We start from the raw sequence: 20,436 nt of genomic DNA, 5'->3' as shown, positions 1-20,436 counted from the left end.
TGGAACCTTAATCCCCAAAAAATAATTAATTTTTTGGGAGCAATAAATCTCCTCTTTCGCTTACTTTTCATGTAGGAAGTTAATGTGAAATAAAAAAATCCAGCCATAAGAAGATTCTTATGGCTGGATTTTGTCTAGGAATGGGTAGACAAAGCAGCGATTTGATTATATTTTTTCTGTGCATCTTTTAATGCTACAAGTAGTGCTTTTTGAGACGAACCGAAGTATCTATTTTTTATTTCAGTTACCAATAGTGGATCATTAATATTTTTATGTAGAAACAAATATTTAACGAATTGAGATGTTAACGCAATTGTCGCTGAGCAATCTGCATCTACAATTTCCCCTGTCTCCTTAACAAGTACAAACGCTACAAAATAACTTTTGAACTTTTCGGTAATAGGATTATTTTGAGGTGCTTTCGCATCCCCTACGATATAAATTGTATTTGAAGCGTACACAGCTACCTTCCTTTCTAATACGGGATAACGGTTTTCTTAATAGTCGTATGAGTGATAAACTCAACGTTGATTAAAAAATGTATCCGCTTACCTTGTATTATAATACAATTGACAGAATTTTAACAACATTTATTTCGGTGTATATTCCATAATTATAAAAACAGCTCAAACTCTTCATTTTTACAATATGTGATTGTTACTTGTACCATGCCATTCATACATGAAAAAACAGCTAGCAATCGCTAACTGCTCTATTACACTACTTCGGCAACACAAATATAGTTTCATTTGACTTAGAAAATTGATATTCTTTTCTCGCAAACTTCAAAATTTCTTCCTCATCGTCTGTTAAATTTTCTATGTTAGTCTTTAAAGAATCCTGATCTTTCTTTAAAGAGACCAATTGTTTTTTTTGATTCGTTATTGTATCTTTTTTTTCTACGATTATTTCTTGTTGTTTCGTTAAAATAAATTGAACGTACAAAGTAGTCGCCGCAATAAATATAAACATGAATATAAATCTTCTTAGTTTTTTCTTATTAATTGCTCGCTTCTCATTAGGCTGTGATAGTTGCTCTTCTATATTAGGAACATTTATTCGCTTGAGTTTCCTCATTATGAAATCCCCCTAACACATATATTTTCACTACCCTCGGCATAATCCCTTACTAACTTTAATTCTATTCTTATAAAATAAGCTCCTTCACAAAAATATCTCACAAATTAACCAATTAAAGATAGCATTCGACGACATTTCCATATTTACTTTGAATTTTTTTATGTATGCTGCCATAAAATAGTAGTTTCTGTTATTCTTTTTCTACTATTGTAGAAGAGTTTTTTTACATACGAAATTTCTCCTCGTTTTAACATGCTTACAAGGAGAAAAAAGCTGCATTTTCGTACATTCGATACTATCGTTTCAGAACTAAGATTTGGAGCATAAATTATCTGTAATGGAACTTACCTATATACATTCAATATAATAAAAAAAGCCCAAATCGGGCTTTTTAATTTTGTAAGTCAATATCATATTCCATGCTTTTTGCTGTTTCCTCAGCAATCTCCACACCTAACAAATTTTTTACAATGTGAAATGACATGTTAATACCAGCTGAAATACCTGCAGATGTAATAATGTGTCCTTCATCTACAAATTTCACATTCTCCATAACTTCTACATTCGGAAAATCACCTTTGAAAGTTTGAATACTAGCCCAATGCGTTGTTGCTTTTAAGCCTTCCAATAAACCGGCTTTCGCAAGTAATAGCGCACCCGTACAAACTGAAGTCATTAGCTTTACTTCCTTCATTTGCTGACGAACCCAATTTATTATAATATCATTTTGCACTTCATTTTCCCTAACACCTTTACCACCTGAAATGATTAAAATATCAATTGGTGGTAAATCTTCAATACTATAATCCGGTTTTACCTTTAATCCATTTCTTGCTGTAAGCATTTCTCCATTTTGGCTAACTGTATAAACAGTAAATGGTTTTTCTTCATCCGCTTCGGTTACAGAAAAAACTTCAAATGGCCCAGCAAAGTCTAACACTTCTACCTCGTTAAATAAAAATATGCCTACACTCCATTTATTTATCATACGTTCACTTCCTGTTTTTAATGTTTTAAAAGGTGCTCGTATCCTTTTTCTAATGCAATATCATATGCTATTCTCTCATCTTTCAAAATATTTAAGTATACTCTTCTATATGTTCTATTAATTACTATATTTTCCTGTCAAAACGACAGTTTACATAATAATATTATATCTTCAATTTCCATCTTTTGTTTTAAATATTAAAATTTTCTGTTAAAATAGCGGTAATTATGTTTAATAAGGAGGAGAAATTATGTTACAAATAATACCTTTAAATAGTGAGGACTATGATTTAATTACATCTGCTGAAAAAGTAATTGAAAAAAACTATAAATATGGCCGTCATCATATCGGTTCCGCTGTACGTACTAAAACAGGTAATATTTATGCAGCAGTGCATGTTGAAGCGAATGTTGGAAGAATTACAGTGTGTGGTGAAGCTATGGCGATTGGAAAATCTATTTCAGAAGGCGATCATGAATTTGATACCATTGTAGCAGTTGCTCACCCACACCCTCATGAAGACATAGAAAAATGTTGGGTTGTTGCTCCGTGTGGTATGTGTCGAGAATTAATAAGTGATTACGGAAAAAATACAAACGTTATACTTTCTTATAATGGTGAACTTGTAAAATGTAACGTAATGGAATTATTACCTGAAAAGTACACAAGTGAAGTAGAATAATCATTCCTGTTTTCCATTCATCAAATAATATTATTCCAATAAAAAAACAATCCATTTTTAAAATGGATTGTTTTTTTATTTCTTTTTTATGCAGTTTATTTTATTTTTCTATTCTTATTACTGATAGGATTATCATTAATAAAAATGAAATTCAAATATTTAAGTACGCATCGGGCGCGTTTTTCATTTGAAAATTAAAATTCTATTTCTCCTTACATTCGAAAAATATCAATATAAATTCTCTAAAATAAGCAGTCTTATCATACTAATCTATAACAATTCTGTCTTCTTCCTTTACCTGTTTCCTTTAACACATATGATTTTAAAACAAGCGCTGTTAATGAATCCGTTAATGTTTTATATGATAAATTAGATAACGCTAATAGATCGTTCGTATATAACATTCTATGCTTCTCTAATAATAATAGTACTAATCGTTCAGACGGTTTTAATGCCTCATCACTTTCTAGTATAAAGTCTATATTTTTCATTTCTCTAATTGTTACTCCTTATATAAAAAAATACTTGCACGACTAATTTAATATAAAAATAATACACAACAAGATTTGAAGTATATTAAAATAACATCTTTTCGAAACACTATTATACTATAACATAGAAAAAGCATTTCCCGAAATAGGAAATGCTTTTTTATATTGCTTTTATGTTTCTTCCAAACTTATATTATAATTCGAATTCTTATCCGTACAATTCCCTTCCAATTTTCGCTAGTCATCCCGATGTATTTGTAATAAATCAAGTTCCTCTAAAATGATTTAAAGAAATAAAAACGGTTAGTCTATCATGCTCTAAACATGAATGACGAACCGTTTTCCAGCTTCTTCTCAATTAACGCGTTCTACCTTAAATATTTCTTGCGATATGCGGTTTACTGTAATGACTTGTTCCACCGCCGCCTACTACTACTTTACCGCCTTTTTCAAATATTAATAATTTACTTGAACCATCTCCAAGAAGGACAATTACTTCAGCATTATTACTTGTCGCTACATAAATTACATAACCACTTTTTGATATACATGTTTCCCAATTTGCATCAAATTCTGATCTTAATACACGATTTGAATACACTTGATTTTCAATTCTTCCTTGTGCTTCCTTTTCCAAATTTATCCCCCTACTCCTCTAAAATATCATTTATAGAAAAATAACAGTTCCATTGAAAAGAGCGACTGTCTTTAATATAAATAGTATATGTAGTTAGTAGAAGAATGCTTGGACAATGAAAACGTAATAACATATAGGTACTATACAATTGAAACAAGACAATCGATACTATATCGACTGCCTTGTTATCATAGATAGTTCTTTATTTTTCGTTTCGCATAGCTTCAAAAGTAAACATTTGATTTGCATTTGACGGTTCATTTTCATAAACATAGTCAGCCGAACAAGTAATGTTAGAGAAACCTATACTTTCTAACAGAATTTTAAACTCGTCTATTCCATACCAGCGCACCGCAAAGCGTTGCAGTTCTGATTGTACTAACTGTCCCTTACTCCATTTTTCATATTTTAAATATGATAGAGTAACTTGGTTCAACCAATCTATTTCAATTGATTTATTTTCTAATGTAATTCCGTCTCCGCTTGGCAAAGAAAAGGTCGATGTATGAACCTCTCCAGTCTTCCAGTCATGCGGAAGCATAATATCTACGATTAAACGCCCGCCTGGATTAAGATGTTCATAAAAACATTTCAATGCGTTTATAGAATCCGCACGATTTTCAATTAAACAAAAGGATCCAGTAGGAATGATAATTGCCTCATATTTATGCGGCAGTGAAAATTGTTGTAAACTTCCTTCATACAAATGAGGATGTAAGCCTCTCTCATTACATCGTATACGGCACGATTCTAGCATTTCAGGTGAATAGTCAATCCCATCCACTTTAAAACCAGCTTCAAGAAGTGGGATGATAACACGCCCTGATCCTACTGCCGCTTCGAGAATTCTTCCTCTACCATTTTTTAAACGTTCTTGGTAATACTCAATATCACCATTTAAAGAATACCCGACAGGCTTTGTGTAATCATAAAGTTCCGTGCAAAGTGTACTATAAAAACTAAACATTTATTTTCTCCTCCGTTTTATACGTACGGAAGATTTTAACTCAATTAATCTTCCTGTACCTTTATTTTTAATAAAAATTCGAAAGAGCTGACTGTCATAATATATCGCTCGCTTTCCATACAATATAATTATATTGTATAATATTCCATTCAAAATGAACATACGAAAATTCAGAATTATATTGAAAAGAGGATATGATGAATTCATTAATTGGATTTATTTTTCTTCTTATCACTTTTAATACACTGATTTTCTTTATAGCAAAGAAATATAAACGGATATGGAAAATAGCCAGTGGTATTTTCATACTTTCTTCTCCTGTTGTTTTCTTCGCCACTTTGCACGTAATTGGTGAAAAAGTAGGAGATGGATTCACTGGAGGTTTTGCTGGGCTTACCTTTAGTGGTCTATTGATCATGAATGCAATTTTTTTATTTGTTGTAAGCATTTTTGTATCTACTAATAAAAATTCATAATAAACTCCCCATTTCAAAGTTTAAAGAGCTTACTATGCAGTAAGCTCTTTATTCATAACTATTTATTTCACAATCGGCAATGTTACTTCACTTAATTTTACTGTAAGCTTTGTGCCCGCTTTCGGTCTAATTGTATAATCATAGTCACTAGCGATTAAAATGACCCCTATTTGATGCCCCGCTTTAAATACATAATCATCAGGCTGCATATCCCATGTAAATGTATAATCTTTGCCCGGTTGAATCGCTGTTGAATTTTCTATACTCTTTAAGTTTTGTGGATCCATCCAGCCTCTCGTTACAATTTCCGGCTTTGCTCCACCATAATCAACAAGTAAAGCAGTTAAATTTGATACAGATCGATCAATATTTCCTGTAATTGAAATCTTTGGTGTACCGCTTATACGCGTATCTTTTTGAAGTACAGGCATTGTATACACTAATCGATTGGCTACTTCTAATTCTGGGTTTGCTATTAATTGATTTGATTTCATTTTTGCGTCATCTACGAATGAGAAAACTTTATTTGCAGAGCCCATACTTAATGGAAAATTAACTGCTTTGTTACTTAAATACATACGAACTTTTGACGGTACAGCTGCTGGATCCGGCCAATTTTTTATTTTATCCCAAGTTTTATTTTCACGTTGAACATCAACCATTGGTTCATTCATAATTCCATTTTCAATTCCATACAACCAATAATCGAGCCATTTATTTTGTGTTCTTTGCCAGTCATTCGTTGATGTTCCACCATGTCCACCTTGATGTAACCACATTTTACGAGGAACATTATTTTCTCCAAGTGCATCCCACCATTGCGCGAACTGCTTCGTCTTTACATTCCAATCATTTAAACCATGAACAACAAATACGCTTGCTTTTACATTTTTAGCACCTTTTACATAATTACGTTTATCCCAAAAATCATTATAATTACCAGTTTTTCGGTCTTGTCCAGCTGTTAACTCTTTTATTACTTGTCCGCAAACTTCAGGGTTTTCTCTTGTTAGTACTGCTTCGGCCATATTATCTGTATCTTCTCCTTGGTATCCACCTGGCGCAATGACTGCACCATTTGCACGATAATAATCATACCAACTACTAATCGCTGCGATTGGAATAATTGTTTTTAACCCTTCAACACCAGTCGTCGCAACAGCATTTGGTAACGTACCATTATAAGATACTCCTGTCATCCCTACATTTCCTGTTGACCAATTAGCCTTAACTTCCTCACCATTTTCTGTATATGCTTTCGCACGCCCATTTACCCAATCAATGACAGATTTCGTCCCTAATATTTCTTGCTCATCCCCAGTAGTTGGACATCCGTCTGATTTTCCAGTTCCTATACTTTCACCTAAAATGACTGCATAGCCTCTTGGCACATAATAATTTCCGTATGAACCAAGATTAACAGCTCCATACGGTTTCCCTTCATACGCATACAATTCTTCATCTACATTATATACAGGAACATCTTTTAAGCCAGATCGATATGGACTCATTTCATAAATAACGGGAACTTTCACATTCGAATCAGTTTTTGGACGCATAACTTTTACTGATACACGATCCTTTTTTCCATCTCGATCACTATCAACTTCCGTCTCTACAAATAGATTTTCGATAATTGCTTCATCAAGCGAGTAAATCGGTTTTGTCATCCCATTTTCTAATTCGATCTTCGTATTTGATTGTACTGATTGTACCCCTTCTGAAACTTTCCCATTTAACTTCACATCATTCTCATTTATGTAGTTTGTTTCTTTATTGTCTGCATACGCAGTCATACTAGAAACTCCTGATGTGACTGATAAAGATAAGATTGTTGATAATGTAATTGCTATTTTCTTTTTCCCCATACTTTTTCCTCCCCATATATGTCTCCTTTTACTATACAACAAAATCACAGAAAATTCAGTTTATATCCCATGCAATAACTTGAAAAATTTGTAGAACACTCTTCAAACGAGCTTTCGAGGTTATATATTCTGATTTACTGCTCTCATATTATCATAAAAAAACATCGTCTAATAATAGACGATGTTTTTTATAGTTTCGAATTAGTCATTCTTCATATTAATATAAAATCTTATATCTCCCTCTATTGTAGAGACTCCATAATCAAAACCATGTCTTTCTAAAATACTTTTCACTATCGCTAAACCTAGTCCTGTACCAGAATGATCTTTACTACGAGAAGATTCTAGGACGTAAAAAGGTTCCCAAATTTTATCGATATCTTTCATTTGTTCAGCATTCATACCATTTTGAATTTGAAAATATATATTTTTATGTCGATCTTCTAAAGTAATTTTTATATTTTGATTTGCTGTATATTTTATCGCATTAGATATTAAATTTTGAAAGACCATTTTCATTTTATTTACATCAGCATTAACAACTGCATCGCTAACATTATAGTTCACTTGCAAATTGATTTCTTTCGATTCCAGTTCAATCTTATGCTTATCTAATATACTTTGGACTAGTGATTTAATATCGAATTCTTCTTTTTCTAAAACATCTCTTTCTAGTTTAGAAAATCGTAATAACTCTTCAATTAGGTTTGAGATGTGATCAGTTTGTTTTATGATTGTATCTATGTATGTACCATCATCTAAACCATCTTTTATTCCCATAGAATATGCTTTCACTAATGCGATTGGAGTTTTTAATTCATGCGTCACATCACCCATAAATCGTTTTAAATGTTCATTTCGATCTGTTAAATCTTCATGGGCTTCATTTAGTTTTTCACTCATGATATTAATACTATTAGCTAAGTCCCCTATTTCATCATTTGTTTTCACTTTCGCTCGTTCAAATTTCAAATTTGAAATATCTTCTGCAACATTACTTAATTCTTTCAATGGTCTGGTGATTGTTGTTGAAAGTATCCATACAAGTACGATAATGAGAAAAATCGTAATGCCAAAAATGTAAAAATAAAATGAATTTAACGTTTTTATTACGTCATTAGAATGTGCGATCGAAACTCCTACTAAAATCAACATATCGTCTTTGGCAATGTATTTCACAAAAAAACTAGATTTAATCTTTTCTTGATCATATATTTTATTCGCTTGCCCAAAGTTCTTTACTTTCATTACTTCTTCTTTTGTAATCCAAAGTTTATTAAGGGCAACCCTTTTCCTTGTAAGTTGCATACGTAACTCATCATTAATTTGATCTTCCGAATTGTTAATTGATGTATACGCAATCGTAACATTTCCTTTATTTTCAATACTAGTAATTGCTTCATCCAGTTGTTTGCTCGGTATGGACTGTATTTGTGCTGTAATACCTTCTAAACTTTCTCGTGTTTTGTAAATATTATATTTCGGTAAAAGATAGTTAATTAATAATAAAGAGATTGTAAAAATAAGAATAACAGTTAAAGAAATGCTGAGAAATAGCTTTTTTCCAAGTTTATTCACTCTGCTCCTCCAAACTATATCCTAAACCACGATGCGTCTTTATAATATTTTCTCCTACTTTTTTACGTAATCTTCTTACATGTGTATCAACAGTTCGCTCTTCTCCAAAATAGTCAAATCCCCATACGATATCTAACAATTTTTTACGAGTTAAAATCATGCCTTTATGATTTAAAAAACACTTTATTAATTCTAGCTCTGTTTTTGTAATATCTAACTCTTTGTCATTTTTATAAACTTTATTTTTAGTGAAGTCTATTTTCAAATCTTGAACTTGAATGACATCATTATGCTGTATAAGCTTTTTCGCTCTAGTTATTAATATACCTGGATGAAATGGTTTTTTTACGTACTCATCTGCACCACTTTGAAGCGCCGCTAATTCGTCTTCGCTTTCACTTTTCGCCGTAAGCATTAATACTTTAACGCTTGAGTTCCTTTTTATTTCCTGACAAACAGTAATACCACTATGTTTCGGCATCATCCAGTCTAAAATAGCTAAATCAATTTTTTCATCATAAAATATTTGAAGTGCTTCTTCTCCATCTTTCGCTAATAAAACTTCGAAGCCTTCTTTCTCGAAATAAGCTTTTAAAATCCTTAACATATCTTGTTCATCATCTGCTATTAATACTTTCATACATTATCCTCCATTGCTATTAAACAAAAACCAATTGTATTATACAACTTCTTTGTTACATAAATGTGACAGAAAAATATTTAAACTTTTTAAGGGTATAGTAAAGACGAGGTGTTGTACTATGATTAAAAAAATTGGGTTCATTACTCTTCTTTGTTTCTTATTATCAACAAATGTGTTCGCAAATACAAATCAACAAATTGAAGTGTTTGATTGTCAAAAAGAAATGGTCGTTCAAAAACAATCTTTAGATCCAGCTATTCAAAAAGAAGCTGTTCAATATGCTAAATCGATTACTGGCCCATTCAAAAACTTAAACGTCGTTCCAAAAGATGGTCACATGATAAAAATCCCTTTATCTAAACCAGTTTCTATTACAAATCAATGGTTACATACAACAATTGATGAAGTACTTATTCTTCTCCCGCTTAATCAAAAGCCTTATATTATGCTTTACGATGATGAAAACAATCCGCATTTTTATTATGTGAAAGGTGATCCGAAGGGATTATTGAAACAAATGAATGTTAAATTATAATGTAAGAAAGATCCCACAAATATCATTTGCGGGATCTTTTATTTATCAGTTAGCAACTACATTTTCATTTAAAAAATGAATAACCTGTCTTTTATGATGGTTATCATGATCTATAAATTCTTTAATTATATATATAAGAGAATACGGCGTTCCAGTATGAGGACAGTGTGATACCCCATTGGCTGTTAAAGGTTTCTTTAGATTTTCATCAGGCAGTAATTTAAGTTCTTTTACGAGTAACTCTCTTTTAGCTTTTGCTTCTTCAAGAAGTTTCACCTTAGATATACCTGATTTAGCATAATTAGATGCTAGTTTATTATATGTATCAAAATCAGGGAACTCCATTCCCTGTCCATTTCTCACTGATGATAATGTCTCACGTAAAAGATAGTCATCCCAATTCATAATATGTGATATGATCTCGCTAATAGTCCATTTCCCCTCTGATATTGGAGCCACCCACAATTCCTTTTTCATACCTTTCAATGTATTTAACCAAATTGAATATTCATTAAAATCATTAATAATCTTATTCTCCCCCATTATCCAATTCCCCATTCTAATAATAGATTCTAATAAATTATACCATCACTCTATACAAAAAACGAACAAAAGTTCTGTTAGAGGGATAAATATTAATTCACTACATCCTTTTATGTAAGTTCAAATAATGGCTCGCTCCCACAAATTTTATCCCTTTCACAAATCCACTCGAAGTATAAAATTTGTCCCCCTGTACTGTATCTGTATTTAAAACAACTATATTAAAATGTTTTTTCGCATCGCTTATAATTCTCACTAATAATAACCTCCCTAATCCTTTCCTTCGGTATTCTTTTACAATATAAAATCTCCTTACCCTACCAATCTTATTATTTTCTGAGTATGGGTCTTCGTTTAATCCTCCTATTCCAATTAACTTTTCCCCTTGAAAAATACCATATAAACATTCTCCAGTTTTATTAAATATGTTTATTTTATTTTCATATTCACTTTTTAGTTTTATTAAGAAATTAAATCCTTCTTCTTTGCTTTCTTGAACAAGATAATCGTGTTCGTATATCATTAAATCTTCAATTTGTTGAATATGCTTTTCTTTCAAGTGATTTCCCCCTTAATTTGAAAATACATAAAAATGCTCTAGAATCATTTATTCTGAGCATTTTTATGATTGTTACCTTATTCAACTCGTAGCGTGCGTATTCTTCACTTCAGACAATATTCCCTTTAACTCCATTAAATCATCTATTACTATATCTGCCTGAGCAAGTTCATCTTCTTGTGCAAAATCAAAATTACATCCAATCGCAATCAAGCCATTATCTTTAGCTGCGTTTATATCAGATAAACGGTCCCCAACTACCGCTGCTTCTTTTATCTCATATTTGTTCAAAATACTTTTTACTAAGTCACTTTTATTAAGAGAGTTTATTTGTTCAATACTAAATGTTTCAGTAACCCACTGGTCTAAAGAATAATAATATACGATCGCTCGTAAATATTCAGTTAAACCATTACTAGCAATATATATTGAACAATTATTTTTTTTTATGTATGTAAAAACTTCTTTTACGTTCGGATATAAAGCACCTTTTCCGCTCTTAATGTTTTCAATTAATCTTTCTAAAAAATATGCATCAGTTTGTTCTCTTACTTCAAGAGAATGATTCGGTAATAAAGCTTCCCAAACTTTCGGTAAAGGCACACCCATAATTTCACGGTATTTATCAATAGGCGTTACCGTATCCCATAATTGTAGTGATCTTAAGTGATCAAATGTATCATCTAACGATAATTCTAAAATTTTATCTGTTTGAAATAACGTTCCGTCCATATCAAAAATTAATGCATGTAACATTCCATTCTCTCCTTTTGAACTATAAGTATTACTCGATATATTTTTCAGCATCTCCACGATAATTTCTGAACAATAATTTGCGGCAGTTTTCGCGAAGTCATCATAGGAAACTTGCGCTTCATCGTCTGCACTGTCAGAAATACATCGTATAACGAGAAACGGTATATCATTTATGTAGGCAACATGTCCAATTGCTGCACCTTCCATTTCTGTACAAAGCGGTGCATATTCGTCTATTAATTTCGCTTTTAGTTTTGAGTCTTCAACAAAACATTCACCGCTGACGATTCTTCCTTCATGAATCTCCATATGTAAACTACTACTATTGCATGCTGTACTTGCTAACTCTATTAATTTCTTACTTGCGATAAATTCTTCTTGGAACGGGAATAAGTTTTTCATTTGAGTTTTACTTACATCATGATGGGTAACATCCGTTGAAATAACGATATCACCAACTTTTACATCTGGATGTAACCCACCAGCAACACCCGTATTGATGATAGCATCTACATCAAATTTATGAATTAATATTTGCGTACATGCGGCTGCATTTACTTTTCCTACACCACATCTTGTAATAATCACTTCAGTTCCCATGAATTCGCCAATGTAAAAAGGCATTCCCGCAATCGTCTGTTCCTCTTGTATAGCTAGTTTTTCTAAAAGTAAGTCTATTTCAATTTGCATTGCTCCGATAATGCCGATTCTGTTCATGAATGTAGTCTCCTTTTTTCTTATAAATCTGCCAATATATTATGTAAGGCACCGTAATTTTCAGCTATCCAATTCATTTCATCCGCAAAGCGTGAAGGTGGTACACTATGCTGATCCATGTTGGCATGAATCCACCATGTACTCTCCATATACCAAAGCATTTGAATTGTCCGAACAATACTCCCTACTGGAAAGTCTAATTTATTACGGTATCCCGCTAAAAATGATGCAACTAGACTCTTATTTAATACTCCATCATGTAAGGCACAAGATATAATCGCACGCCCAATATCCAACTCTACATAATCATAATCCATACGATCAAAATCTAGAATTGCTGAGACTTCATTGTTATGGAATAAGAAATTATCTACCCATAGATCACGGTGCACCCATCCTCTTTTACTACTATAAAATTGACCTATATTTACTAATTGTGTTGCTTCTTGCTGTAATTTTATATGGTAGAGAATATGTTCTTTTCCTAGCTGTTCTGCTTCTCTCCTTTTATCTTCCCAATGTTTCAACCTTTCCTCTTTAGTAGGCGGAACAAATTTAGGTTTTTCTCCTTCTATTAAAGAGCCATCATTTAACAAATCATGCATTTGACCTATTGTCTTACCAAGAGAGTAGATTTCCTTTTCATTCAATTTTCCTGGTGAAATTAGATTACCTTCTTTATGTTCTAAAACTATAAATCTTTCATTATTTTTTGATGTATGCATTACATTATTTTTATAAGTTAGGAGCTTTGGACAACTTACACCATTATTATGTAATCTTTGCTGTTGTTGTAATGCTTGTAGTAAAATTTCTGGGTTATACATTTTGTATCGTTCTTTATTATATTGCTTTAATACAAAAGATCCTGCATCCGTTTCGAGTTTCCACTTTAAATTTAGCCAACCACGATGAATAGGTATTGCATTTCGAATTTTAAACTTAAATAAAAATTCACACTCCACCTTCAGCTCTTGAAAAATCATTGCAGCTTTTTTATTACATAATGGATCAATCATCTTACTTATCCTTCCTTTACGTGGCGTTCCTTACATCAATTGCAAATATTCATCAACATCTTTAGAAATTTGTCTAAAAGCTTTATTCCAGAACGAATAGCTTGTTATATCTATTTCAAAATGTTTTTTCATAAGCTCTTCCACTGAAGCTTTTCCTGTTTCTCGTAAAAACTCCTTATATTTCGAATGAAAAGTACTTTTACTTTCTTGAGCTATTTCTAATAAACTAAAACTAGCTAAATAGCCAAATGTGTATGGATAATTATAAAAAGGAAAATCTGCTATATAAAACTGAACATATTTCATCCAAACAAACGGCTGATATTCTAATAATGCATTCCCGTATGCTTTTTCTTGCGCTACTATAGATAATTTCTCGATTTCATCAGCACTTAAAGGACCTTCTTTACATTTTTCATAAAAATTCTTCTCAAATTCAAATGATGCTCGAATTGCCATTACATAATTAAAACAGTTTCTTATTTTCCAACTAAGCAATGACTTTTTCATATCTATACTATCTGTTGTTTGAATTAGATAGTTTATAAGCACGGTTTCAAAGAATATAGACGCCGATTCAGCCGTACTCATTGGCAAATAATCATCTAAAAAAGAAGTAGATTGCTCAAAACTCATATTATAAAAGTGCCAAGCATGTCCTAGTTCGTGTGCAAGTACTCTTACACTATCAATACTTCCGTCATAACGCATAGAGATCCGTGATTCTTTTTCACCGAAGAAAGGAGCACAAAAGCCACCTGGTGGTTTATTCTCTCTCGGTTCCGCATCTACCCATCCATTCTCTATTGCATTCCGTGCAAATTCTGCTAATTCTTTATCTATATTTTCAAACGCATCGTATATGCTTTGAAGTGCTACTGAAAAAGGGATATTAACCTCATTATTTTCTTTTACTGTCATAAGTTCATGCCATGTAATTGAAGATTCCCCCTTCTTATACACGTTTAAAGCACTTACTAATGTATCAAGATTTTCTTCTGTCGCATTCCACATTTGTAATAATACAGTTTCAGAAATACCATTCGCATGTAGAGATTGAGTTAAAATCACTCTATCTTCTAATTCATTACTCTTTGTATTGCGTAATCTCCCTAATTGATTTAAGACAGTAGCGAAGATTTCTTTTTCCTTATGTAAGGCACTTGTTAATAACTCGAATACTTCTAATCTTTCCTTTTCATTATCACTATTCATTGCAATATTATTTGCTTGGCCAAATGATAAGTGCTTATTATCGTGCTCTATTTCTATTTTATTCCTTAATTGTATGTACATATTTTCCCATGCGTTAAGTTCATCTTTTATTAACCTAGTATTAATATTATCGGAAGTTTCCACTTCACTTTTTTGTATTACTTGCTGCACTTCTCTTTTCAGATTTTTTACTGTAGCAGTCAATATGGTAAGATCAGATGAAACACTTTCTTCAGCTGATCGGCAATACAAAAAGTATTCTGCTTTTTCAATAGCTTGTATAAGTTTTGAAAGAATCGCTACATCTTTTGTCGCATAATATTGTTCTTTCAGCCCCAATATTGGAGTTAAAATATTCTCAATCGGATACAATCGATCTAAATCCCACTTAGCAATTTCATTCACTTTTATAGCCGCCTCCTATTTTTACAAATAGTTACAGATGTTTCTCCCCACACAATTATAAACGAAATGTAAAAATTTTAATATCTTTAAATATTTCGATTTATACAAACACATTCTTATTTATATTCTTTTCTTCTGCTACTGAAACGCACATAACATAAACATATTAATGCTACGGCTACTGGAATCAGTATTACTCCTCCAATAAAAGGATAAACTACTATACAACATGTAAAAGCTACTATAGAAAAAATTTTACCTAACCTATTCTTTATTAATTTCATTCCAGAAGCAGTACCTACTATGTATGTAACAATCCCTAACGAATTCGGTATTAAAACAATTTTATCTATACTAATATGGAAAACGAAACTTATTAACAAACCTATTATTGCAATACAACCTACAACTTTTACTGCATTTGTTGGTGTTTCTCTTTTTTTATTAATATGTGCTAAATAGCGCGGTGCAACTTCTTCTTTTCCTAGTGAATAACCTAGGCGCCCCATACTTGCGATAAATGCATTTGTCGTCCCTAAACAAATGATAAAAGCTACAAATCCAATTATCCATGAAAATTTGCCGCCTAATGTTTGCTTGATTACAAGCACGAGAGCTGTCGTATTATCAGTATTTATATGATAAGATTTCGTTCCAATTACTGATAATGCAATACCAATATATAAAACTCCAATAATAACGATCGCAAATCCCGTAGATAAAATAATATTTCTTTTTCTAGGTGTTTTAAATTCTGGAGCCAAACTTGCAATGGCTTCCCAGCCGAAAAAAGACCAAAAAATTAATAAAGATGCATCTAAAATCGGATTTATTTCTTGCATAGAAATATGTACATTTATATTTTTCATTTCAATATAAGGTAGTGCACTAATAATTGTTACGATTAAAATAAAGAACGTTAATACACCAATACATATTTGAAACAATCCACTCATTTTTAACCCGTATAAATTGAAACCTATTGAAATACTTAAAATAATAAACGCTATAACATAAGAAAAATATGATGATAAAGCAAACACTTTCACTATATACATTCCACCAGTCATTGAGACAACGATTTGCCCAACGCTACCCGCAATAAAAAAACACCAACCTATAATAGCACCAATATTTTTACCGAAAGCTTTTTCTGAAAAAGTAGCAATTCCACCCGTATTTGGATGCTCAATCGATAAAAAAGCGAATGTGAATGCAAGTGGAATACTAAGGGATATCATAACAAGCCAAGAAACAATCGCATTCCCTTCTGCTATACTCGCTGTCATACCAGGTAATATAAGAATTCCCGATCCTAAAACCGCTCCGACGTATAAGGCTGTTCCCCTTTTAATAGAAATAGTTTCATTAAAATGATTAGACATTACAAGCACCTCCATTTATATTTTAATTATAGAGAGTTATCAGTCTATTCAATATGCAAAAGTGTATGTAATTTAACTTAAGGTTTTATATTATGTATTTGTTTAAGAAATTTACTTTCAATTTTGCAAAGGAGTATAATTCATGGATAAAATTGACAAGAAAATAACCCTATTGCTACAAGAAGATGCCAGAATGACAATTACAGAAATGACTGAGCACTTACACCTCAGCCGCCCTAGTGTTACCGAAAGACTAAAGAGATTACAAGATGCAGGAATAATTGAGAAATATACCGCACGGATATCATTAGATGCAGTTGGAAAATCAATTCAAGCATTTTTAAGAATTGAAAATCTAAAGATTCCTTGTAAAAAATTTGAGGAGAAAATCTACGAAGAATATAGAATACTCGAATGTCATCGAGTAACAGGTGAAAGTAGCTATTACTTAAAAGTAGCAGTTCACTCTATGAAGGAATTAGAGGAATTAATTGATATCGTTATTCCGTTTGGCACGGTGAAAACTTCGATGATATTATCTTCACCGATACCATATAGACCGATTATTACAGATTAATAAGAAAAAAGGATTGATCAAAAGACCAATCCTTTACTCTACCTCATTTAAGAAGAACAATGTTAACGCACCAGGTCCTGTATGCGCACCGATTGCTGCTCCAATTGTATTTACAATAAATACTTCACAACCAAATCTTTCCGTAATTAATGTTTTTAAAGCCTCAGCTGTTTCTAAGTCATCACCGTGAGTCATAGCGATTGTTTGACCTTTAAGGTCTTTTCCGCGCTCTTCCATAATATCTACAATTCGGCCAAGTACTTTCTTTTTCCCTCGTACTTTTTCAAGTGGTACAAGCTTTCCTTCTTCCACGTTTAAGATTGGCTTAATATTTAGTAAACCACCGATAAAACCAGCTACTTTACTTAAACGTCCACCTTTCACAAGGTACTGTAAATCAGCTACAGTGAAGATGTGCTCCATATGGTTCATTAGAAAATCAACACGTTTTAAAATATCTTCCTTTGATGCGCCGTCTTTTGCCATTTTAGCAGCTTCTAATACGACAAGCCCTTGACCAAGCGAAGCACATTTCGTATCGATAATTTCTAAATCTAAATCAGCATATGTTTCTTTCACTTCTTCTTTAATAACAACTGAAGATTGATATGTACCAGACAGTTCAGATGAAAAAGCTAAATATATACAAGGATTACCTTCTTTTGCATAAGAAATAAATTTTTCTTGGAAAGTTTCAAGTGAAGGCAATGACGTTCTATAAACAGCGCCTTCTCTCATGTTTTGCAATAATGTAACTGACTCTAATGTAACTCCATCTAAATACTCTGTTTCTGCTTCATCATAAACACGGAGTGGAATTAAATCAATATCATATGCTTGCAGCAATTCTACCGGTAAATCCGCCGCACTATCCGTAATGATTTTAACACCCATTTTTAAACCTCTATTCTGTTATAAATATAAAAAATATAAAATAAAAATAGTACTTTTAAATTATATACGTAAAACTTAAATGAAGAAAGGAAAAGACTTTATATTGTATGCACTATTCTTCAAAACTTGAACTGTTATTAAAAATCATTCCATTTTAACCATTTTTTTATTGTTATTTTTTCTATAACACAAATAATTTTATGGGAATTTTACATAATTGCATTTAAATTATTTAATTTAGGATAATCTTTTCAAATTTATACTGTTTAAAATTTAAAAGCTAAATCCAATAAAGTAGTGCTTTGTTTTACTGAAAAGAGGTTGCGGAAACAACCGCCTATTTATTTGGAATAAAATAAAACTTTTATATAAAGGGTCCATAATTAAATACACTTAACTTCATATGATATATTGCATCCTTTCTTTTTAGAATGAGTAGTCATTACTGAAGGGCACTTTTCGAAGTGCTCTTATATTTAAATCCCTCTTCCTTTTCCCCTATTTCAAGAGGAGTTTTTGACTAAATCTTAATACGATTTGTATCACTCAGGCTGGCAATTACCACATTTCCTTAATAGTTTCAATTAATACAGTAGCTGCTAATTAAAATAACTCTATGATCTCTATACGCATAAACTAATTTTCATTTTGACTATGTAACACTAAATTCACAAGATTATTATCCTCTGTTTGGTGAAGCCATCATTTCAATACCAGTAAACCCATACCTTCAACTAATAACTTAAATAAATGTGCTATATCAAGGTTCTTTTGATATAGCATCTTATGTTTTATATAATGAAGATAGCGCTAATATTCCGAAGGAGGATGTATATGAGTATTCAATTGGCCACATATAACGATTTAGAATGGATTAATAATCAATATGATTCAATAGGATTTGTACGAAGTGATTTAAAAAGTGATAAAGTTGCAATTATTACATACAACAACGAGTATGCAGGTGTGGGTCGATTAGTCCAAATAGATGAAGATACTATAGAAATGGGCGGGATTTTTATTCTTCCTAAATTTAGAGGTCTACAATTAGCTAAGAAGCTCGTGTCATTCTTAATACAAACTGCGAAAACATTAGAAATACAAAACGTATATTGTCTTCCTTTTGAAGAACTCGAGAGTTTTTATAAAACATACGGCTTTACTGATGTTGATACAACGAAAGAAATTGTCCATCCAATTATTCTAAAAAAATATAATTTGTGTTTAGAAAATTATGATAAACATGTATTACTATTTAAATTGTGAGTCCTGTAAAAAAGAAGTGAATACACTTTATTTTACACATCAGTTTATAACAAGTAATTATCAATGTTTTTTATTAAATTCTTAAATTAAACCACATATAATCCAAATTTTATATCTGTTTTTAATAAGTGTTAGTAAGTTTGTTTTCAAACATGTTAGCACTTATTTTTTCATAGACCTAAATAGATTCATATAATAAAGTAACTATCCCCGTTAGCAAAAATTAGTATTCATAAATATTACACTGAATTTATTGAGGAAAAACCATTTGTAGCATTTAGAGAATATATTCATTTTTATTTCATTCGTACTTGTACTTCCTGTTCTTGTATTACTTGAACGACTAATTCCAGTACAATATTTTGCATTAATTGATACACATTATTATGAAATGTACTTTGTTCTGATATGTATTCAATACATTGATAAATATAGCCTTCTACAAATAAGCTCCCTTTTTCAACTGTAAATGTATTTTGTCCATTTTTTATTACTTTTGGCACTAAGAATTCAGTTTTTGTCAAAACAATCTCCTGTTCCACCTCTTTTATTCCTATGACTTTTTCTTTAAATACAACTTTTTCTCGTAAAATAATTTCACCTTTATATTTTCCTATTTCTATTGGTAGCTTGGCGGTTATAACATTATTTATTTCTCCTTCATTTTCACCCTCTAATACTATGCTATGTATTGGGGTCCATGAAGATGTCTCTACCTTTTTCTCTTCAATATTCCCTATAACTTTTTTATTATATAATTCCATAAGCACTCTCTTTTCATGAAGATTAAAAGAAACTATTTCACAATAAGCCTCCGAATGATACTGTTGTACTGTAGTTAATAACTTAGAATCTAATTCACGCTTACCTACATCTTTTTCATTTTGAAAAACAAACGCTTCTTGATTTTTTATGTTTATTTTCGGAAATATTTTAAAACTAGACACTTCAGAAATAATAGAAAATGGTGTTTTCACTACCATTGAACGCACTGAAGATTCTAATTGTGATTCAGATGTTGCATTTTCTTTCTTTACTTCAGATACTTCTTCTTCTTTCTTTACTTCAGATACTTCTTCTTCTTTCTTTACTTCAGATACTTCTTCTTCTTTCTTTACTTCAGATACTTCTTCTTCTTTCTTTACTTCAGATACT

Annotated in this window: 22 protein-coding genes and 1 pseudogene; 5 read left to right on the top strand and 18 right to left on the bottom strand. The window is 31.5% G+C overall.

Annotated features, from left to right (window positions below; genetic code table 11):
- Nucleotides 1-134: 134 nt before the first annotated feature.
- The 4 genes and pseudogenes from AC3WTA_RS00755 to AC3WTA_RS00740 all read right to left on the bottom strand — a co-directional run.
- On the bottom strand, nucleotides 135-461 hold the full coding sequence (locus AC3WTA_RS00755; RefSeq protein WP_000271317.1) for a DUF3870 domain-containing protein: 327 nt from the start codon (nucleotides 459-461) through the stop codon (nucleotides 135-137).
- A 259-nt stretch (nucleotides 462-720) separates the two neighbouring features.
- Nucleotides 721-1,077 carry an FtsB family cell division protein gene (locus AC3WTA_RS00750; RefSeq protein ID WP_001228713.1) on the bottom strand — a complete coding sequence of 119 codons (357 nt, stop codon included), beginning with the start codon at nucleotides 1,075-1,077 and terminating at the stop codon, nucleotides 721-723.
- 394 nt (nucleotides 1,078-1,471) lie between these two features.
- A complete protein-coding gene (locus AC3WTA_RS00745) occupies nucleotides 1,472-2,068 on the bottom strand; it encodes a DJ-1/PfpI family protein (RefSeq protein WP_492332778.1) in 597 nt (198 codons plus the stop codon).
- A 17-nt stretch (nucleotides 2,069-2,085) separates the two neighbouring features.
- Nucleotides 2,086-2,148 (bottom strand): annotated as a pseudogene (locus AC3WTA_RS00740) (ankyrin repeat domain-containing protein); the annotation flags it as partial.
- A gap of 170 nt (nucleotides 2,149-2,318) precedes the next feature.
- On the opposite strand from AC3WTA_RS00740, the gene AC3WTA_RS00735 reads away from it, so the two are divergent.
- Nucleotides 2,319-2,750 carry a cytidine deaminase gene (locus tag AC3WTA_RS00735; protein WP_000939247.1) on the top strand — a complete coding sequence of 144 codons (432 nt, stop codon included), beginning with the start codon at nucleotides 2,319-2,321 and terminating at the stop codon, nucleotides 2,748-2,750.
- A gap of 260 nt (nucleotides 2,751-3,010) precedes the next feature.
- Here AC3WTA_RS00735 and AC3WTA_RS00730 read toward each other — a convergent pair whose 3' ends face one another.
- The 3 genes from AC3WTA_RS00730 to AC3WTA_RS00720 form a co-directional block, all read right to left on the bottom strand.
- Nucleotides 3,011-3,241 carry a hypothetical protein gene (locus AC3WTA_RS00730; RefSeq protein WP_000789031.1) on the bottom strand — a complete coding sequence of 77 codons (231 nt, stop codon included), beginning with the start codon at nucleotides 3,239-3,241 and terminating at the stop codon, nucleotides 3,011-3,013.
- Nucleotides 3,242-3,614: 373 nt separating this feature from the next.
- On the bottom strand, nucleotides 3,615-3,878 hold the full coding sequence (locus AC3WTA_RS00725) for a hypothetical protein (RefSeq protein WP_000409900.1): 264 nt from the start codon (nucleotides 3,876-3,878) through the stop codon (nucleotides 3,615-3,617).
- Nucleotides 3,879-4,080: 202 nt separating this feature from the next.
- Nucleotides 4,081-4,845, bottom strand: coding sequence for a class I SAM-dependent methyltransferase (locus AC3WTA_RS00720; RefSeq protein ID WP_000490930.1), 765 nt, complete (start codon nucleotides 4,843-4,845; stop codon nucleotides 4,081-4,083).
- Between the two features lie 194 nt (nucleotides 4,846-5,039).
- Here AC3WTA_RS00720 and AC3WTA_RS00715 point away from each other — a divergent pair, with 194 nt between their 5' ends.
- Nucleotides 5,040-5,321: a hypothetical protein gene (locus AC3WTA_RS00715; RefSeq protein WP_097860265.1), complete on the top strand. Its 282-nt coding sequence runs from the start codon at nucleotides 5,040-5,042 to the stop codon at nucleotides 5,319-5,321.
- 62 nt (nucleotides 5,322-5,383) lie between these two features.
- Here AC3WTA_RS00715 and AC3WTA_RS00710 read toward each other — a convergent pair whose 3' ends face one another.
- The 3 genes from AC3WTA_RS00710 to AC3WTA_RS00700 all read right to left on the bottom strand — a co-directional run bounded on the left by AC3WTA_RS00710 (nucleotide 5,384) and on the right by AC3WTA_RS00700 (nucleotide 9,407).
- A complete protein-coding gene (locus AC3WTA_RS00710) occupies nucleotides 5,384-7,189 on the bottom strand; it encodes a Xaa-Pro dipeptidyl-peptidase (RefSeq protein WP_000516708.1) in 1,806 nt (601 codons plus the stop codon).
- Nucleotides 7,190-7,390: 201 nt separating this feature from the next.
- The gene (locus AC3WTA_RS00705) at nucleotides 7,391-8,767 is read right to left on the bottom strand and encodes a sensor histidine kinase (protein ID WP_001037283.1); all 1,377 of its coding nucleotides are present in this window, start codon (nucleotides 8,765-8,767) and stop codon (nucleotides 7,391-7,393) included.
- On the bottom strand, nucleotides 8,760-9,407 hold the full coding sequence (locus AC3WTA_RS00700) for a response regulator transcription factor (RefSeq protein WP_000865982.1): 648 nt from the start codon (nucleotides 9,405-9,407) through the stop codon (nucleotides 8,760-8,762). Before AC3WTA_RS00700 ends, AC3WTA_RS00705 begins: the two co-directional genes overlap by 8 nt.
- Nucleotides 9,408-9,528: 121 nt before the next feature.
- Between AC3WTA_RS00700 and AC3WTA_RS00695 the strand changes: the two genes are divergently transcribed.
- The gene (locus AC3WTA_RS00695) at nucleotides 9,529-9,945 is read left to right on the top strand and encodes a hypothetical protein (RefSeq protein ID WP_000591751.1); all 417 of its coding nucleotides are present in this window, start codon (nucleotides 9,529-9,531) and stop codon (nucleotides 9,943-9,945) included.
- Nucleotides 9,946-9,990: 45 nt separating this feature from the next.
- Here the strand turns inward: AC3WTA_RS00695 and AC3WTA_RS00690 are convergent, their stop codons facing one another.
- The 6 genes from AC3WTA_RS00690 to AC3WTA_RS00665 form a co-directional block, all read right to left on the bottom strand.
- A complete protein-coding gene (locus AC3WTA_RS00690; protein WP_000504416.1) occupies nucleotides 9,991-10,488 on the bottom strand; it encodes a DinB family protein in 498 nt (165 codons plus the stop codon).
- Between the two features lie 100 nt (nucleotides 10,489-10,588).
- Entirely contained in the window at nucleotides 10,589-11,047 is a 459-nt protein-coding gene (locus tag AC3WTA_RS00685) for a GNAT family N-acetyltransferase (RefSeq protein ID WP_000659780.1), read from the bottom strand.
- Between the two features lie 81 nt (nucleotides 11,048-11,128).
- Nucleotides 11,129-12,520, bottom strand: coding sequence for a 5'-methylthioadenosine/adenosylhomocysteine nucleosidase (locus AC3WTA_RS00680; RefSeq protein WP_001079700.1), 1,392 nt, complete (start codon nucleotides 12,518-12,520; stop codon nucleotides 11,129-11,131).
- 20 nt (nucleotides 12,521-12,540) lie between these two features.
- Nucleotides 12,541-13,539, bottom strand: coding sequence for a phosphotransferase (locus AC3WTA_RS00675; protein ID WP_000566843.1), 999 nt, complete (start codon nucleotides 13,537-13,539; stop codon nucleotides 12,541-12,543).
- Nucleotides 13,540-13,569: 30 nt separating this feature from the next.
- A complete protein-coding gene (locus AC3WTA_RS00670) occupies nucleotides 13,570-15,159 on the bottom strand; it encodes a M3 family metallopeptidase (RefSeq protein WP_001002154.1) in 1,590 nt (529 codons plus the stop codon).
- A gap of 116 nt (nucleotides 15,160-15,275) precedes the next feature.
- Nucleotides 15,276-16,544, bottom strand: coding sequence for an APC family permease (locus AC3WTA_RS00665; RefSeq protein WP_000064915.1), 1,269 nt, complete (start codon nucleotides 16,542-16,544; stop codon nucleotides 15,276-15,278).
- A 142-nt stretch (nucleotides 16,545-16,686) separates the two neighbouring features.
- On the opposite strand from AC3WTA_RS00665, the gene AC3WTA_RS00660 reads away from it, so the two are divergent.
- Nucleotides 16,687-17,121, top strand: coding sequence for an Lrp/AsnC family transcriptional regulator (locus AC3WTA_RS00660; protein WP_000357671.1), 435 nt, complete (start codon nucleotides 16,687-16,689; stop codon nucleotides 17,119-17,121).
- A 33-nt stretch (nucleotides 17,122-17,154) separates the two neighbouring features.
- On the opposite strand, the gene AC3WTA_RS00655 is transcribed toward AC3WTA_RS00660, so the two are convergent.
- Entirely contained in the window at nucleotides 17,155-18,015 is an 861-nt protein-coding gene (locus AC3WTA_RS00655) for a DegV family protein (RefSeq protein WP_000538283.1), read from the bottom strand.
- 834 nt (nucleotides 18,016-18,849) lie between these two features.
- Here AC3WTA_RS00655 and AC3WTA_RS00650 point away from each other — a divergent pair.
- Complete coding sequence (locus AC3WTA_RS00650) at nucleotides 18,850-19,281, top strand: GNAT family N-acetyltransferase (protein WP_000027171.1); 432 nt, start codon at nucleotides 18,850-18,852, stop codon at nucleotides 19,279-19,281.
- A gap of 296 nt (nucleotides 19,282-19,577) precedes the next feature.
- Here AC3WTA_RS00650 and AC3WTA_RS00645 read toward each other — a convergent pair.
- The coding region (locus tag AC3WTA_RS00645; protein WP_492332777.1) for a BC_2427 family protein at nucleotides 19,578-20,436 on the bottom strand (859 nt) is incomplete at its 5' end.

Source organism: Bacillus sp. EB106-07-01-XG149, from assembly GCF_058791555.1.
Note: the sequence above shows the minus strand (reverse complement) of the source record. Positions and strands in the feature narration are given on the sequence as shown.

What these genes read in the sequence shown, in the direction of transcription:
- AC3WTA_RS00730 (WP_000789031.1), bottom strand. Translation starts at nt 3,241, where the DNA reads ATGAAAAATATAGACTTTATACTAGAAAGTGATGAGGCATTAAAACCG.
- AC3WTA_RS00700 (WP_000865982.1), bottom strand. Translation starts at nt 9,407, where the DNA reads ATGAAAGTATTAATAGCAGATGATGAACAAGATATGTTAAGGATTTTA.
- AC3WTA_RS00720 (WP_000490930.1), bottom strand. Translation starts at nt 4,845, where the DNA reads ATGTTTAGTTTTTATAGTACACTTTGCACGGAACTTTATGATTACACA.
- AC3WTA_RS00735 (WP_000939247.1), top strand. Translation starts at nt 2,319, where the DNA reads ATGTTACAAATAATACCTTTAAATAGTGAGGACTATGATTTAATTACA.
- AC3WTA_RS00695 (WP_000591751.1), top strand. Translation starts at nt 9,529, where the DNA reads ATGATTAAAAAAATTGGGTTCATTACTCTTCTTTGTTTCTTATTATCA.
- AC3WTA_RS00750 (WP_001228713.1), bottom strand. Translation starts at nt 1,077, where the DNA reads ATGAGGAAACTCAAGCGAATAAATGTTCCTAATATAGAAGAGCAACTA.
- AC3WTA_RS00665 (WP_000064915.1), bottom strand. Translation starts at nt 16,544, where the DNA reads ATGTCTAATCATTTTAATGAAACTATTTCTATTAAAAGGGGAACAGCC.
- AC3WTA_RS00680 (WP_001079700.1), bottom strand. Translation starts at nt 12,520, where the DNA reads ATGAACAGAATCGGCATTATCGGAGCAATGCAAATTGAAATAGACTTA.
- AC3WTA_RS00675 (WP_000566843.1), bottom strand. Translation starts at nt 13,539, where the DNA reads ATGATTGATCCATTATGTAATAAAAAAGCTGCAATGATTTTTCAAGAG.
- AC3WTA_RS00690 (WP_000504416.1), bottom strand. Translation starts at nt 10,488, where the DNA reads ATGGGGGAGAATAAGATTATTAATGATTTTAATGAATATTCAATTTGG.
- AC3WTA_RS00660 (WP_000357671.1), top strand. Translation starts at nt 16,687, where the DNA reads ATGGATAAAATTGACAAGAAAATAACCCTATTGCTACAAGAAGATGCC.
- AC3WTA_RS00745 (WP_492332778.1), bottom strand. Translation starts at nt 2,068, where the DNA reads ATGATAAATAAATGGAGTGTAGGCATATTTTTATTTAACGAGGTAGAA.
- AC3WTA_RS00650 (WP_000027171.1), top strand. Translation starts at nt 18,850, where the DNA reads ATGAGTATTCAATTGGCCACATATAACGATTTAGAATGGATTAATAAT.
- AC3WTA_RS00710 (WP_000516708.1), bottom strand. Translation starts at nt 7,189, where the DNA reads ATGGGGAAAAAGAAAATAGCAATTACATTATCAACAATCTTATCTTTA.
- AC3WTA_RS00715 (WP_097860265.1), top strand. Translation starts at nt 5,040, where the DNA reads ATGATGAATTCATTAATTGGATTTATTTTTCTTCTTATCACTTTTAAT.
- AC3WTA_RS00655 (WP_000538283.1), bottom strand. Translation starts at nt 18,015, where the DNA reads ATGGGTGTTAAAATCATTACGGATAGTGCGGCGGATTTACCGGTAGAA.